This is a genomic window from Micromonospora sp. NPDC051925 (assembly GCF_044548625.1).
GTDB lineage: Bacteria > Actinomycetota > Actinomycetes > Mycobacteriales > Micromonosporaceae > Micromonospora.
Window position 1 is genome coordinate 88413 of the sequence record NZ_JBIUCH010000009.1, and the last position, 14777, is coordinate 103189.

Annotated in this window: 16 protein-coding genes; 8 read left to right on the plus strand and 8 right to left on the minus strand. The window is 72.5% G+C overall.

What is annotated here, in order from left to right; translation table 11 throughout:
• Window positions 1-49: 49 nt before the first annotated feature.
• The 4 genes from ACIG87_RS14170 to ACIG87_RS14185 are packed head-to-tail and all read right to left on the minus strand — an operon-like array spanning window position 50 to window position 3798.
• Entirely contained in the window at window positions 50-604 is a 555-nt protein-coding gene (locus tag ACIG87_RS14170) for a GTP-binding protein (protein ID WP_396850918.1), read from the minus strand.
• Between the two features lie 19 nt (window positions 605-623).
• Window positions 624-989 carry a DUF742 domain-containing protein gene (locus ACIG87_RS14175; protein ID WP_396850919.1) on the minus strand — a complete coding sequence of 122 codons (366 nt, stop codon included), beginning with the start codon at window positions 987-989 and terminating at the stop codon, window positions 624-626.
• Window positions 986-1417, minus strand: a complete 432-nt coding sequence (locus ACIG87_RS14180; RefSeq protein WP_396850920.1) for a roadblock/LC7 domain-containing protein — start codon at window positions 1415-1417, stop codon at window positions 986-988. The genes ACIG87_RS14175 and ACIG87_RS14180 overlap by 4 nt, the downstream gene beginning before the upstream one ends.
• On the minus strand, window positions 1414-3798 hold the full coding sequence (locus ACIG87_RS14185) for a nitrate- and nitrite sensing domain-containing protein (RefSeq protein WP_396850921.1): 2385 nt from the start codon (window positions 3796-3798) through the stop codon (window positions 1414-1416). Before ACIG87_RS14185 ends, ACIG87_RS14180 begins: the two co-directional genes overlap by 4 nt.
• 385 nt (window positions 3799-4183) lie before the next feature.
• Here ACIG87_RS14185 and ACIG87_RS14190 point away from each other — a divergent pair, with 385 nt between their 5' ends.
• The 5 genes from ACIG87_RS14190 to ACIG87_RS14210 all read left to right on the plus strand — a co-directional run bounded on the left by ACIG87_RS14190 (window position 4184) and on the right by ACIG87_RS14210 (window position 8408).
• Entirely contained in the window at window positions 4184-4735 is a 552-nt protein-coding gene (locus tag ACIG87_RS14190; protein WP_396850922.1) for an RNA polymerase sigma factor, read from the plus strand.
• On the plus strand, window positions 4732-5535 hold the full coding sequence (locus ACIG87_RS14195; RefSeq protein WP_396850923.1) for a hypothetical protein: 804 nt from the start codon (window positions 4732-4734) through the stop codon (window positions 5533-5535). Before ACIG87_RS14190 ends, ACIG87_RS14195 begins: the two co-directional genes overlap by 4 nt.
• A 154-nt stretch (window positions 5536-5689) precedes the next feature.
• On the plus strand, window positions 5690-6490 hold the full coding sequence (locus ACIG87_RS14200; protein WP_396850924.1) for an ABC transporter ATP-binding protein: 801 nt from the start codon (window positions 5690-5692) through the stop codon (window positions 6488-6490).
• On the plus strand, window positions 6487-7809 hold the full coding sequence (locus ACIG87_RS14205; RefSeq protein WP_396850925.1) for a hypothetical protein: 1323 nt from the start codon (window positions 6487-6489) through the stop codon (window positions 7807-7809). The genes ACIG87_RS14200 and ACIG87_RS14205 overlap by 4 nt, the downstream gene beginning before the upstream one ends.
• 11 nt (window positions 7810-7820) lie before the next feature.
• Window positions 7821-8408 (plus strand): hypothetical protein, encoded by a 588-nt coding sequence (locus tag ACIG87_RS14210; RefSeq protein WP_396850926.1) that lies wholly within the window; start codon window positions 7821-7823, stop codon window positions 8406-8408.
• 209 nt (window positions 8409-8617) lie between these two features.
• Here the strand turns inward: ACIG87_RS14210 and ACIG87_RS14215 are convergent, their stop codons facing one another.
• Window positions 8618-8938, minus strand: coding sequence for a hypothetical protein (locus tag ACIG87_RS14215; protein WP_396850927.1), 321 nt, complete (start codon window positions 8936-8938; stop codon window positions 8618-8620).
• 7 nt (window positions 8939-8945) lie between these two features.
• Between ACIG87_RS14215 and ACIG87_RS14220 the strand changes: the two genes are divergently transcribed.
• Window positions 8946-9365 carry a hypothetical protein gene (locus tag ACIG87_RS14220; RefSeq protein WP_396850928.1) on the plus strand — a complete coding sequence of 140 codons (420 nt, stop codon included), beginning with the start codon at window positions 8946-8948 and terminating at the stop codon, window positions 9363-9365.
• 137 nt (window positions 9366-9502) lie between these two features.
• On the opposite strand, the gene eis is transcribed toward ACIG87_RS14220, so the two are convergent.
• Both eis and ACIG87_RS14230 read right to left on the minus strand, forming a co-directional pair.
• Window positions 9503-10687, minus strand: a complete 1185-nt coding sequence (gene eis, locus ACIG87_RS14225; RefSeq protein WP_396850929.1) for an enhanced intracellular survival protein Eis — start codon at window positions 10685-10687, stop codon at window positions 9503-9505.
• A 50-nt stretch (window positions 10688-10737) separates the two neighbouring features.
• Window positions 10738-11457, minus strand: coding sequence for a PP2C family protein-serine/threonine phosphatase (locus tag ACIG87_RS14230; protein ID WP_396850930.1), 720 nt, complete (start codon window positions 11455-11457; stop codon window positions 10738-10740).
• 63 nt (window positions 11458-11520) lie between these two features.
• Here ACIG87_RS14230 and ACIG87_RS14235 point away from each other — a divergent pair, with 63 nt between their 5' ends.
• A complete protein-coding gene (locus ACIG87_RS14235; RefSeq protein WP_396850931.1) occupies window positions 11521-12555 on the plus strand; it encodes a LuxR C-terminal-related transcriptional regulator in 1035 nt (344 codons plus the stop codon).
• Here the strand turns inward: ACIG87_RS14235 and ACIG87_RS14240 are convergent.
• Window positions 12540-13100: a helix-turn-helix domain-containing protein gene (locus ACIG87_RS14240; RefSeq protein ID WP_396850932.1), complete on the minus strand. Its 561-nt coding sequence runs from the start codon at window positions 13098-13100 to the stop codon at window positions 12540-12542. The two genes, ACIG87_RS14235 and ACIG87_RS14240, sit on opposite strands and share 16 nt — an antisense overlap.
• A gap of 87 nt (window positions 13101-13187) precedes the next feature.
• Between ACIG87_RS14240 and ACIG87_RS14245 the strand changes: the two genes are divergently transcribed.
• Window positions 13188-14573: a benzoate/H(+) symporter BenE family transporter gene (locus ACIG87_RS14245; RefSeq protein ID WP_396850933.1), complete on the plus strand. Its 1386-nt coding sequence runs from the start codon at window positions 13188-13190 to the stop codon at window positions 14571-14573.
• The last annotated feature ends 204 nt before the right edge of the window (window positions 14574-14777 follow it).

The following is a 14777-nucleotide window of genomic DNA, read 5'->3' on the forward strand; positions in this document are numbered from 1 at the left end:
CGTCGACCGGCCGGCGCTCAGCCGGGGCGCTCACTGCCGGCCGGGGCGCTCAACTGGTGGCGGGCAGCCGGGACAGCGCGTGCCGGACCAACTCGATAAGTGCCTGCTTGCTGGAGGCCCGGTCCCTCGCGTCGCACCACAGCAGCGGCACGGTCGGGTCCAGCTCCAGCGCGGCGCGGATCTCCTCCTCGGTGTAGGGACACTCACCGTAGAAGCGGTTGACGGCGGCGACGAAGGGGATGCCCCGTCGCTCGAAGTAGTCGACGGCCGGGAAGCTGGTGCCGAGCCTTCGGGTGTCGACCAGCACGATCGCCCCCACCGCGCCCTGTGCCAGCTCGTCCCAGATGAACCAGAACCGGTCCTGCCCCGGGGTGCCGAACAGGTACAGCACGACGTCGTTGCTGATGGTGATCCGCCCGAAGTCCAGCGCGACCGTCGTGCTCGTCTTGCCCTCGACCCCGGTGATGTCGTCCACCCCGATGCTGGCCTGGGTCAGGACCTCCTCGGTGACCAGTGGCGGAATCTCGCTGACCGCTCCGACCAGGGTGGTCTTGCCGGTGCCGAAGCCGCCCGCCACGACGACCTTCACCGATTTCCGATCCACGTGTATCAGTCCCTCTTGTCTATATCCGCTGAAGGCCGGCGAGAACCGTTTCCAGCAGCCACCGGTCGGCGATCTTCTCCTGTGCCGGCGAGCCGATGTCCAGAAACCCCTGCTCGTGGAGGACGTCAACCATCACCTTGGTGATGGCGAGCGGGCGGTGCAGGTAAGCGCCGATCTCGGCGATGGAGATCCACCCGGCGCACTGGTGAAGGATCTCCCGGTACTCCTGCTCCAACCGGTTCGGATCGGCCGGCAGGGCGATCACCTGGGTGGCCAGGTCGAGGCTGGTGTTGCGGGGGCTCGTCCGCCCGTTGACGAGAATGTACAGCGGCACGAGCCGGCCGGCCTCCGCCTCGTCGTCGCCGTCCCACACGTCGTATGTCATGGTTTCGACCCGGGACGCTCGGTGAGCACCGCGCCGTCCAGGCGGGCCTCGGAGCCGAGGTAGTCGCCGATCCGGGTCACCAGGCGACTCATCTCGTACGCGACGGTGCCCATGTCGACGGACTGTTCGCAGAGCACCGCCAGCCGCGCGTTCTGGCCGGCGGCGGCGACGAACAGCGTCCGCCCCTCGTACTCGATGATGACCTGTTGCACCGGCCCGCTGTCGAAGCGTCGGCCCATTCCCGCCGCGATGCTGTGCAGGGACGACGCGCCGGCCGCCAGCAGTTCCCCGGCGTCCTGCGGGAGCGACGTGGATTTCTGCACGATCAGCCCGTCGGTGGACAGGACAACCGCGTAGACAACGTCAGGGACCTCTACCAGATCGTCCAGGATCCAGGTCAGATCGTTCTGAGATGCCGAGTGGGTCATGCTTTCCTACCTTGGTCGTCTCTGCCAGCTGAGTCCCCGTTTTTCGCCGCCCGGCCAGCGGCCCAGGCCCTCTGGTACTTGGTGAACCGGTCTCGTGCCTCCTCGGGCGATCGGGTGGCAGCCACCGCCGTGTCGGGCGCCTGCCCAGGGAGATCGTCCTCCCGCAGCTCGGGGGCGAGGTGTTGCTGCGGCCGTCGGTGCGGCAGGGGCGGACGGTCGGCGACCTGTGGGCCGGACGCGCCGCTGCGTACCGCTGGAACTTCGGTCATGATGCCCCCGATGCGGTCGGGCCGGCGATCCCCGGCGGGATCGGCCGGTGCCTGAACCGAGCCGCTCGATGCCGTGGGCACCCCTGCGACGGGTCGGGCCCCGGCGGCGGGGTGCAGCTCCCGCCGACCACCGCCGACCGGGAGCACCGCGCCGATGCCGGGGCGCGACATCGCCGTGGCGACGGTTCCGAGCGGGAGGACGCCCGGGTCGGTGCGGTCGAGTTCGGCGGTGAACGGGTCGGTGGCGAGCACGCGATCGGGCAGCAGCACGATCGCCAGCAGACCGCCGTACGCCGAGGCGCGCAGGCTCACCTGGATGCCGTCCCGCTTGGCCAGCTCCGCCACCACGTGCAGACCGACCTGTGCGCCGTCCCTGAGCGCCGTCACGTCCGGGGTGGGCGCGGTGGCCAGCAGCTCGTTCGCCCGCTCCAGCGCGTCCGCCCGCATTCCCACGCCGGCGTCCTCGATCTCCACCGCGATACCGCGCTTGACCTCGATGCAGGTGACCCAGACCGTGGTTTCGGGCGGGGAGAACGCCAGCGCGTTGTCCAGCAACTCGGCCACCAGGTGGACGGTGCCGGCCACCGCCGGCCCGACGATCGCCACGTCGGGCGCGCTGCGCAGCGTGATGCGCTGGTACTGCTGGGCCTCCGCGAAGGCCGCCAGCAGCACCCGACGTACCGGCACCGGATTCTGGAAGCGCCGGCCGATCTGGCCGCCGGCCAGGATGACGAGGTTCTCCAGGAAGCGGCGGGTCTGGGTGAGCTGATGGTTGATGTCGAAGAGCTCCGCCAGGAGCTTCTCGTCACCGATCCGGTTCTGCAGGTCCTCGATGACCTTCAGACCGCGTTGCAGCGGGCGTTGCGGACGCCGCGCGACACCCATCAGCATCGCGATGCCCGCGGCCCGGGTCTTCGCCTCGTCGACGGCTGCGCCCGCCGCAGCCTGCAACGAGCGGTTGATGACCTCCGCGACCCGGCCGATCTCGTCGCTGCCGTACTCCGGGAGGGGCAGTTCGGCGGCGAGGTCGACCTTCTCCCGTCGGCGTAGCCGCTCCATCATCGCCGGCAACTGCTTGTCCACCACCGCCTCGGCGTCCCGACCCAGTTGGGCCAGGCGGACCGAGAGCGCCCGGTCGACCAGGATCTGCGACTGGCGGATCGCCCAGATGATCGCGGCGATGACGACGAGCAACGCGAGCAGACTGCCCAGGGAGGCGGTCAGCAGTTGGGTGTTACCGGTTTGTAGCGTCCGGGCCGAGACCTTGTCGGCCTGCACGACGGTCAGGTTGATCAGATCGTCGGAGACCTGACGGGTGAGGGTTTCCCAACGCGCCCGGTTGAACGACAACGCGCGGGGCGCCCCGGCCCGCCACGGGCCGTTGCTGACCAAGGCGCTCTCCGCCACGACGAGTTCTTTCCAGGATTCGCTCGCGGTGATCGCGGCAAAGCGCTGGCGGGCCTCCGGCTCCAGGTGCGGTGCCACGTTGGTCAGGCCGGCGTGATAGGCCCCGACCAGGCTGGTGAAGTCGAGATGGTCCTCCGAGCTGAGCGTACGGGCACCGAAAGCGCTGTCAATGGTGGAGCCGGCCCGGGACATCAGGTCACTGGCGCGGAAGGCCTCGGTCGCCGCGATGCCGCCCTGGGCGGCGGTGCCGTCGGGGACGATTCTCGCCTGGGTGTCGAAGAGGCTTGTGGCGGCATCGAGCAGGCGGTTGTAGAAATCATAGACACCCGTCCCGTTGGCCGACCGGGAATCGATGGTGCTCCGTACGCTCGGCAATTCGTCCAGCAGGCCCGCCAGCGTCTTCCACCGCGACACGATCGAGTCCGGCGCGCTGGCCAGCGCGGAGTCGGCGACCGGACGCAGGGCGGCCACCCGTTGGTCCGTCTGCTGCCGCTGCTCGATCAGCCTGCTCAGGTCCCGCGACGGCTGGGTCAGGTAGCTGACGCTCAGCCGCCGCTCCTGCTGGATCGAGGACAGCGCGGAGACCGCCGGGATCGACACCTGCCGGACGCTGTTCGCGACCTGGCGATTGTAGAAGCCCTGGAAGATGAGATAGCCGGAGGCGACGAGCCAGACGGCCAGGGCGACGACGCTGGGAATGAGCACCAGCCTGATGACGCGTCGTTTGATTGACTGTGGTCGACCGGCACGCCGACCCGATGTCGTCGGTGCAGCCTGATCGTCTGAGGCGCGGCGCGGGTCTTCGCGGTCGGCCTGTTTGTGCGCCAAGTCGTCGTATCCAATCCTGGTGAAGCCAAAGGCACCAGCGGTCCTGCGCCCACTGGTCGACGCCGATGTGGGCCAACCCTACCGTCTATCCGGCCCCGCACTTAACCGCGATTCGGCGACCATGGGCCGTCGCCTTTGTTTGCACTGGTCAGGCATTCGGAACGAGTCGCCACCGAGGTGCCAGTGCCGGTGTCGGCCCCTACTGTGACGCGTGTCACCTTCATTGGAGAACCGTCGGAGGACGGGGATCGTCTTGCCTGTTGTGAGACGAAGCCTGGATGCGGTCGACGAGGCCGAACTCGTGCGGCGTACCGCCGGTGGTGACCGGCGGGCGTTCGACGAGCTGTACCGGCGGACGTCGCCGTGGCTCGCCGTGCGGCTGCGTCGCCGGTGCGCCGACGACGACCTGGTAGCCGACGTGCTCCAGGAGACGTACCTGTCGGTCTGGCGGGCCGCCGGCAGCTTCGCCGGCTCGACCGCTTCGGGCAGCGCCGTCGGCTGGCTGTGGACCATCGCCGCCAACCGGCTGGTCGACGCGTTCCGACGGCGGGCCCGGCAGACCCAGTTGCCACCGGTGCCGCTCGTCGCCACCACGGCGCCCGCCGCCGAGGACGAGGTGCTGGCCGGCCGGGTCGGCCAGGACATGGAGCAGGCGTTGCTGCGCCTGCCGACCGAACTGCGGCAGGTGTTGCGGTCGATGGTCCTGGACGGGCTCTCGGTCCGGGAGACGTCGCTGCTGCTGGGCGTGCCGGAGGGCACGGTGAAGACCCGCGCGCGGCGGGCGCGGACCGCTCTGCGGGAGGCACTGTCATGATCACGCACCCGAATGTCGCCCTCCTCACCCGTTACGCCGGGGGTGACCCGGGCCTGGACGAGGCCACCGTCTGGTCGGTGGAGGTGCACCTCGAAGCCTGCCCGGACTGCCGGGCCCGGCTGGCCGGCTCCACCCCGGACGACACCCGGGCGCTGCTCGACCGGGTCGCCGTCGAGATGGACCGGAGCATCGCCACCGGACCGGCCCCGGTGCCGGTACGGCGTTTCGGGGCTGCGGTGCACCGGCGCTGGTTCATCCGGGCGCTGCTGCCCTGGCTCACCATGACGGTGGCGGTGCTGGGCTGCGCGTTCCTGCTCGAAGGGCTGTGGCCGGGCCTGCCGTCGCTGGTGCTGCTGCTGGCGCCGGTGGCACCGTTGCCGGGGGTGGCCGTCGCCTGGAGCCGTCGTGTCGACCCGGCCTGGGAGTTGATCGCCGGCACGCCCGCCGCCGGGCTGACGATGCTGTTGCGGCGTACCGCGGCCGTGCTGGCGGTCGTCATCCCCGTGCTCGCGGTGGGGAGCGCGGGCACCCAACTCTCCGTGGCGTTGCTGCTGCTGCCGTGCCTGGCCTGCACCGCCGCCACCATCGCGCTCGGTGGGCGGCTGGGGGTGCGCCGTGCCGCAGCCGGCGTCGCCGTGGTGTGGGCGGCGGCCGTGGTGCTGCCCAGCATGGTCACGGCGCAGCTCTCGGCGGTGCTGCGACCGGACAGCGTGCCGGTCTGGGCGCTGGCCACGGCGGTGCTTGTCGCGTTCACGGCGACCCGCAACGGCGACTACCGACGGTTGTCCAGCCTCAGCTGACCCCACCACCGGCGCGAGCCGACACCGCAGGCCAGGGCGGTACCGCCCGGCCCAGACCGATACCGCCGGCATACGCCGGCACCATCGGCACCTTTCTGACACCTGTACCCGACGTGGCGTCAGTCGACGCTGCCTACTGTTCGGAGGATTCATGATGCGTTTGGTGAGCGCGGCCGAGACGGCCGCCACCACCAGCCCCTGGGCGGTGCACGCCGAAGGGTTGCGCGTACGTGCCGGCCAACGGCTCGCCGTCGACGGTCTCGACCTGGCCCTCGGCACCGGCGTGCACGGGCTGCTCGGTCCGAACGGGGCCGGCAAGACCACCCTGATGCGGGCGCTGGCCACGGTCGTGAAGCCGGCCAGCGGACGGCTCAGCCTGCTCGGTCAGACGGTCGACGGTCGCGCCGACCTGCGTGAGGTCCGGCGCAACCTGGGCTACCTGCCCCAGCAGTTCGGGTTCTACCCACGCTTCACCGTGCGGGAGTTCGTCGAGTACCTGGCGTGGCTCAAGGAGATGCCCAAGAAGGCGGTGCCGGGCGCGGTGCAACGGGCGATCGACCGGGTCGGCCTCACCGACCGGGCCGACTCCCGGATGAAGGCGCTGTCCGGCGGGATGCTGCGCCGGGCCGGGATCGCCCAGGCGATCGTCAACGATCCGCAGGTGCTGCTGCTCGACGAGCCCACCGTCGGCCTCGACCCCGAGCAGCGGCTGGACTTCCGTACCCTGCTGCGCGAACTCGGCGTCGACAGCTGCGTCCTGGTCTCCACCCACCTCGTCGAGGACGTCGCGGTGGCCTGCACCGATGTCGTCATGATCAACAATGGGCAGCTCGTCTACCAGGGCACCCCGGGCGACCTGGCGGCCCAGGGCGGTCAGCACGACGCCGGCGACAGCCCGACCGAACGAGGCTACTCGGCGCTGCTGCGCCGGCACCGCGCGGAGGCAGACCGGTGAACCGCATCCTGGGTATCGAACTGCGCCGCTCCGTCGCCGTCGGGATGGCACTGACGTTGCTGCTGGTCGGCGGTGGCATCCTCTACCTCGAGCCGTTCGCCTGGGCGGCGGGCTGGATGCCGCTGGCCGCCGCCCAGCGGCAGTACCTGTTCCTGCTGTGGCCGTTGGCGCTGGCCGCCGGGGCCTGGCAGGCCCGCCGCGAGCAGCGCTCCCAGGTGGCCGAACTGTTCACCAGCACCGCCCGGCCGCGCGTCCAGCGGGTCGCACCGACCCTCGCCGCCCTCGGGATCGCCGTGGTGCTCGGCTATCTGGCGATGACGGCGGTGGCCGTACCGTGGATCATCGACACCGCCAGCTACCTGCCGGCGGCGACCTTCGCCGTGCTGGCGGTGGGCGCACTGTCGCTGGTCGCGGCGGCCTGGCTCGGCCTGGCCATCGGCCGCCTGGTGTCCTCGCCGGTGACCGCACCCGCGTTGGCCGTGGCGGGCATCGGACTGCTGCTGGTCATCCCGATCGCCTTCAGAAGCCAGAAGTGGCTGGTGGCGCTCCTCTCGCCGATGGAGGGCATCGGCCTCTACACCGACTTCCTCACGGTGCCCGGCCGGACCAGCGCCGCCCAGGCCATCTGGCTGACCGGGCTCGCCGTGACGGGCGTGGTGTTGCTCGCGGCCGGGAGCCGGCGGGCCACCGCCATGGCGGTGCTGCCCGTGGTCCTCGGTGCGGCGCTGGGGAGCCTGGTCATCCCTCGGGGCGACGACTTCGTCGAGTCCTCCGTCGACCCGGTCGCCCGGGAGTTGGTGTGCGCCGAGGGCACCCCCCGGGTCTGTGTCGCACGGGCCCACGCCGGGCTGCTGCCCGAGGTCACCCCGCTGGCCCGGCAGGGCCTGTCCCTGCTGGCGAAGCTGCCGAACGCGCCCACGAACGCGGCGGAGGACGTCACCACCTTCCTCGACGTCCTCGACAAGAAGGTCCCGCCGCGGCAGCCTGCCGACACCGTCCTGTTCGGGATCCAGGTCGGCGACGACGGCCACCTGGACGACAACGGGGAGTTCCTCACCCGGATGCTGACCGCCGGCGGGGCCGATCCGTACCGCTGCTCCGAAACCCTGGACTGGCCGGTCTCCCGGGCGGTGGCGTACTGGCTGCTGGGGCGCGAGCCGGTCATCGACCCTGAACGCGACGACGAGCAGGTCCACGCGCTGTGGCAGGGGTTGCACGCACTGCCCGACAAGGAGGCGACGGCCCGGGTGGCGGCGGTGCGCGAGGCCACCCTGGCCTGCCGGAAGCTCGACGGGCTGCTCACCGGGCCCACCGGATGAGGTGGCTGACGTTGTACCTGCGCTCACGGCGGGTGCCGATGGCGCTGGGCCTGGCCAGCGGTTGCGCCACGCTGACGTGGACCCTGTGGAGTGTCTTCTCCGACACCAGGGAGGTGGGTCCGCCGCTGGTGATCCTGACCATCCTGCTGATCGTCGCCACGCTGACCGCCACGTTCAGCGGGCCGGACGACGCGTTGGAGCACACCGCCGCCCTGCGGTGGCCGCCGCGACGGGCCGTGCACCTGCTGGGGGCCTTCGTCGTCGTACTGCTGCTGTTGCTGGTCACCCTGGCGACCGGCGCCCGGTTCGGTCCGGTCTGGCTGGTCGCCCGCGACGCGGCCGGCCTGCTCGGACTGACCGCGCTGGGGGTCGTCACGGTCGGTGCGGCCCGGTCCTGGTTCCTGCCCCTGGGCTGGACCCTGGCCGCCGTGGCCATCCCGCTGTCGGGATCGACCACGCAACAGATCCTCACCTGGCAGTCGCAGGAGTCCCGCAACGGGCCGGCCGCCCTGACCGCGGGTCTGCTGGCCGTCGCCGGACTCCTCGGCTACGCGGTGGCAGGTCCCAGCCGACGCGCCACGCGGGAGATCACCAGCTGACCTGTCCCCACCACCTGAGCCGCCCCCGGCGGTCGGCCACCGGCCGGCCGCCGGGAGGGTAACCGACCGACCGACCGACCGGTGCGGTGCGGTGCGGTGCGGTGCGCAGAGAATTCGAGATTCTCCCGGGTACGACGAAACCGGTGGATGGCTGCCGGCGTCCTGGCTGTACCGCGGCGTGACAGCCGCTGTTACGGGTTCGGTCGAGATCACCCCGAGGACGAGCGCGGGGTCAGGTTGAGGAGCAGCATGTTCAAGGTGAAGTGGGTTGCCGGGGTGGCGATGCTGGTGTGCTCCGGGGCGCTGGTGGCGTGCGGGGACAGCGCTGAGACGCCCAGCAGTGGCGCGTCGGGCAGCGCGACGCCGCCGGCCGCCGTGACGCCCACGGTCGCGGCGACGCCCACGGTCTCGATGACGCCGTCCAGCCCGGCGACGCCCTCGACCGCAGCGCCGTCGAAGCCGGCCGGGAGCAAGTCGGCCGCGGCCGGCGCGCCCGCTCCGGTGCTGTCCGGCAAGCGGGAGGTCACCATCGTCCGGGTGCAGTCGACCGAGTCCGGGGTGTCGCTGGACGACAACGAGCTCGCCGAGGTCGACGACGACAGCGGACGTCAACTGTTCGTGCCGACGCCGACCGGTGGTGGCAAGTACCTGATCAAGTCGTACGGCACGCGCGACGGCCACCCCGCCAACGACGACCCGGCCTGCTGGGAGGTGATCACCCCGGACAAGGGCGGGGCGCTCACCGTCGAGGGTGCGGCCTGCGACCCCCGCAAGCCGGCCCAGCAGTTCACCATCGCCAGCGCAGGCAAGGGTGCGTACGCGATCAGCAACAACTCGGCGTTCCTCCAGTTCTCGCCCAGCCGTGGCCTGATCCTCGAAGAGCTGGGCGACGCGACGCTGCGGAGCACGTTCCGCCTGGTCGACGTCGGTCCGGCCCGTACCCCGATCGGCGGCTGACCCGGAACCGGGTCGAGGCCGGCAGGCGATTTCTCACGGCGATGCGGCGGCGGTGCCCGACCGGGCACCGCCACCCGCCCCGGACCGGCGGCGTCCCCGAGGGTGGGCTGGTCGTGGCCGGGCACCGTCGGGTGGGGTCAGAAGTCGGCGAAGAGGTAGGGCAGGGCGCGCGGGAAGAGCCGCCGCAGCTCGGCCGCCGCCTCCGGGCCGACCTCGCCCAGCCCCCGGATGTGCACCTCGACCGGGTCGAGCACCCCGTACGCCAGCGCGGACAGCCCGGCGGCGGTGAGCGTCACCTCCGGTGCCGGACCGCCGGAGGTCAACTCCAACCGGCCGGTGGTGCCGTCGAGCAGGTGCGTGCCGCCGAGCCAGCGATCCCCGACCAGCTCCATCCGGACCCGGCCCGGCCCGGCGGGCAGCCCGGCGAGGGCGTCCACGCTGAGCAGCCGGGCCATCGGCGCCGCTGAGCTGGGCCGGGCCACCCGGGCCTCGACGTGTACGGCCAGATCGGTCAGCCACAGCTCGGGCAACTCGTCGGCGGGGACCTGGAGGCTGATCCGCTCCACCTGGTCGACGTGCCGGGCGAGGAACTGCAACAGCAGGGCGCGGGCGTACGGGTCGGCGACGAGCAGGTCGTCCCCGACCAGCTCGCCACCGTGGTCGTCGATCCGGTACGTGAGCGCACCGAGCACGCTGCCGTCGACCGTCGCAGTGATCAACCAACGGTCGTCCCGGTCGCGCAGGCCGACGTCCCGGAAGTCGGGGAAGATCGCGAAGCCGTGCCGCTCCCGCAGGCACCGTTCCGTGAACGACCGGTAGCGGGCGTACCCGACGCCGATCCGTTCCCAGCGCACCGTGCCGGGCAGCTCGATACGCAGCAGCGGGGCCAGGTCGGCCGGGGAGAACCGGGCGGTACGTGCCCGGGGCAGCCCCACGTAGCCGAACCTCTCGTAGAAGCTGGCCCGGAACGGGTAGAGCGCGCTCACCGGATGCCCGCTGTCGCGCATCTCGTCGAGGAGCTGTCGCAGCAGGGCACGGACGTATCCCTGCCGGCGGGCCAGCGGGTGGGTGGCGACCCCGGCCACCCCGGCCATCGGCAGCACCGCGCCGCGCAGGTTCTGCCGCATCGGGACGGCGCTGGCGGTGGCCTGCGTCTCGCCGCCCTCCTCGACCACCAGCGTCCGGTTGCCCTTGTTGTACGGCAGGTAGCGGTGGAACGCCTCGACCCGGTCCCTGGTCGGTGGGGACGCCTCGAAGGCGTACGCCTGGAGCGGGAAGCTGGTGGTCAGTCGTTCCTCGGCGGCCAGGCGACGGATGAGCATCTGTCCATCCCAACCCGGCCGGCGGTCCGCCGCAACCCGATTGGTCGGGTTCAGCTCCCGGTCACGTCGGAGACCACCACGGTGACGTTGTCCGGCGCGCCGGCCTGGTGGGCCAGCTTCACCAACTGCTCGCCGCAGTGCTGACGGTCCTGGTAGGTGACGAGCGCCCCGTGGATCGCCTCGTCGACGACGTAGTCGGAGAGCCCGTCACTGCACAGCAGCACCCGGTCCCCGGCGAACACGGTCAGCACCCCGATCGCGGGGGGCGCGTCCGCGCCCTGCACGGCCCGGGTCACCAGGGACCGCTGCGGGTGGTGGCGGGCCTGGTCGCGGGAGAGCGCACCCTGGTCGACCAGCGCCTGGACGAAGGTGTCGTCCCGGGTGAGCTGGGTCAGCTCGCCGTCGCGCAGCAGGTAGCAGCGGGAGTCGCCGACCTGGGCGAGGACCAGGGTGTCCCCGGCGAGCAGGCCGGCGGTCAACGTCGTACCCATGCCTTCGCGGGCCGGGTCGGCGGAGATGGCGGCGCGGATGCGTCGGTTGGCGGTGGAGACCACGGCCCGCAACGCCTCGGCGGCCTCGTCGGTGCCGGTGGGCGGGACCAGCTCGTCCAGGATGCGGATGACGATCTCACTGGCCACCTCGCCGGCGGGGAGCCCACCCATGCCGTCCGCCACCGCGACCAGGCGTTCACCGGCGAGGGCTGAGTCCTCGTTGTTGGTGCGAACCAGGCCGACGTCGTTGAGGATGGCCGAGCGGAGGATCAGCGTCATACGACAAGCTTGCCGGATACACCCTCCCTCCGTCTCTACGCACTAGTACGTAGGGTGGGAGAAATGATCCCGGTGTCGATGGTGGGTCGCCTCGGAGAGCTGGCGGAGCTCGACCGGGCGTGGTCCACCGTGGCCGGGAACGATCGCCCGTCACCCGCCGTCACGGTGATCACCGGAGCCGCCGGGGTGGGCAAGAGCCTGCTGGTCGCAGCGGCCGTCGAGGGCCTCGACCCCCGTCCGGCGGCGGTCCTCGCCGGCACGGCGCGGGTGCACGATCCGGCCCCCTACGACTGGCTGGCGGCGGTGCTCAGCGTCCGTGACGTCAGCGCGCTCGACCTGCCGCCGGACGCGTTGGCCTGGCTGGCCCAGCAACCGACCGCGCCGCGCGAGCGGTACGCCCCCGGCACCCTGCTCCGGCTCGCCGTGCGGACCGTCCGGTTGCTGGTGGGTGCCGGCCCGGCCGTGCTGGTGGTGGAGGACCTGCACGACCTCGACCCGGCCAGCCTCAACCTGGTCGTCGAGCTGGCCACCGCGCCGCAACTGCCGGCCCTGCTGGTGGTGGCGAGCCGGCCGCCGGCCGACGCGGTCGCACCGGAGCTCACCCGCCGCGCCCTGGCCCGCCTGTGCGGGGTACGCGGCGCGGTGCGCCAGCACCTCGGTCCGCTCGGCGTCGCCGAGGTGTCCGAGATCCTCACCCAGGTGTACGGCGACAGCCCGCCACCGGGGCGGGTGTGCGCCGCCGTCTGGCAACGTACCGGCGGCAACCCGTACGCCCTCACCGAACTGCTGGCCGTGCACGGGGGGCGCGGGCTGGAGGCGCTGGTCGGGGAGCCGCTGCCGGAGCACCTGCGGACGCCGGCGCCCCGGGTCGCCGCTCCGCCCGACGCCGAGCTGACCGGCCGGGAGGTGGAGGTGCTCGGCTGCCTGGTCGCCGGGATGTCCAACAAGCAGGCCGCGCGGGCACTCGGCATCTCGGTCCGGACGGTGACCGTGCACGTGTCGAACCTGCTGCGCAAGATCGGCGCGGCGTCGCGTACCGAGGCGGCGCTCTGGGCCGTGCAGCACCGGGTGCCCGGCGCGGGTCAGTTACGGGGGTAGCGCAGCAGCAGGCTGGCGGCGACCTCCTCGTCGCCGAGGGCGGCGTAGCCGTGCGGCACGTCGGAGGTCCAGCGCAGGTGGCCACCGGCGGCGGCGGTCAGCGGGGCGTCGACCGGGCCGGCGCGCAGCACCCCGGCGAAGACCGTGACGTGTTCGGTGACCCCGGGCTGGTGGGCGGGGGAGACCTGCTCCCCGCCGGGGCGGACCCGTAGCCGGTACAGCTCGTAGCTGGCGTCGGCGTCGGTGAACGACTCCAGCAGGGTGGCGACGACCGTGGCGCCCCGCACGGTCGGGGCGGCGGCGGGCCCGGCGAGCACGGCCGCCAGCGGTACGCCGAGCTGGGCGGTGATCGCGTAGAGCGTCTCCAGGGTGGGGTTGCGGGTGCCGTTCTCCAGGGCGGAGAGGGTGGCCTTCCCGACCCCGGCGGTACGGGCCAGCGCGGAGAGGGAGACCCCGCGCTCGACACGCAGGGCGCGGAGCCGGTGGCCGACCGCCTCGGTGTCGGCGTCGAGCGGTGGCCGGCGGGCTGGGCGGGGCCGGGTCATGCCACTATGGTGCTACACGGCACCGTTCCGTTTACGGAACGGTGGTCGGCGGTGGTGTGCATAAGGCCCGGGTCGGGGGAGGAAGCGGTGGGGGATCGTCTGCAACCGGTGCTGGCCGGCGTGGTGACCGCCGTGGTCGGCTTCGCCAGTTCGTTCACCGTGGTGCTCGCCGGGCTGCGGGCGGTGGGGGCGAGCGAGGCGCAGGCCGCCTCCGGGCTGCTCACGGTGAGCGTCGCCGCCGGGATCTGCGCGGTATGGCTCGGGTGGCGGCACCGGATGCCGATCGCGATCGCCTGGTCCACGCCGGGCGCGGCGCTCCTGGCCGCCACCGGGCCGGTCCCCGGCGGTTGGCCCGCCGCGGTGGGGGCGTTCGTGCTGTGCGGGCTGCTCATCGTCGCCGCTGGCCTCTTCCCCGCGCTGGGCCGGGCGGTGGCCGCCATCCCCGCCCCGGTGGCGGCGGCGATGCTGGCCGGGGTGTTGCTGCCGTTGTGCACCGCCCCGGTACGCGCACTGGTCGAGGTGCCGGCGTTGGCCGCGCCGGTGATCGTCACCTGGCTGGTGCTGCACCGGTTCGCCCGCCGCTGGGCGGTACCGGCCGCGCTGCTGGTGGCGGCGCTGGCGATCGCGCTGACCACGTCGGGCGCGAGCATCGGTGTCGGCGACCTGCGGCCGGTGGTGTCGCCGACCGTGCCCGCGTTCACCCTGCCCGCCATGGTCGGCCTGGCGTTGCCGCTGTTCCTGGTCACCATGGCCGCCCAGAACGTGCCCGGCACGGCGGTGCTGCGCGGCTACGGCTACCGGCCGCCGCTCGCCCCCGCGCTGCGCGCCACCGGGCTGGCCAGTGCGCTCGGTGCCGCCACCGGCGGGCACGCGGTCAACCTCGCCGCGATCACCGCTGCCCTGGCCGCCGGCCCGGACGCCCACCCCGACCCGGAGCGGCGCTGGCTCGCCTCGGTGACCGCCGGCGTCGGCATGGTGCTGCTCGGGCTCGGCGCGGGCGCGGCGACCACGTTGGTGCTGCTCTCCCCGCCGGTGCTCATCGAGGCGGTCGCCGGGCTCGCGCTGCTCGGCGCGTTGGCCGGCGCACTCTCCTCGGCACTCTCTTCAACCCCCTCTTCGGCGTCCTCTTCAGCGGGCTCCTCGGGCTCTTCGGCGGGCTCCTCGGTGGTCGCCGATTCGCAGAGCCGGGAGGCCGCCGTGGTCACCTTCGTGGTCACCGCCTCGGGAGTGAGCCTGCTCGGCGTGGGTGGGGCATTCTGGGGGCTGCTGGCCGGCTGGCTGATGCTGCTGCTCTTCCGCCGCCGGGCGGCACCCCCGACCGTCGTCCCCATCCCCGCAACGACGGAGACGACCGTGCCGGCGGGCCCGGACGCGGTAGCGGGCCTGACGGGGGTGAGGGGCCCGGTGGGATCGCCAGATCCTGAGGGTGCCTCGGCTGTCGGCGGTCAGGTTGGGCAGGTCACGGGGCGCTGACGGTCAGGTCGGGCAGGTCACGGGGCGCTGGCGGTCACGTCGACCGCCAGCGACCGCAGCCGTAGGGCCGGCACGTACTGCTCCCCGACGACCACGGACATGCTCCCCGACGACCACGGACATCGGTCCACACAAGAACGCGCGACCTCGACATGCCGACCAACGCCGACGACGGGCCGGACGGTCAGCAGGTCCGCTCTCGCC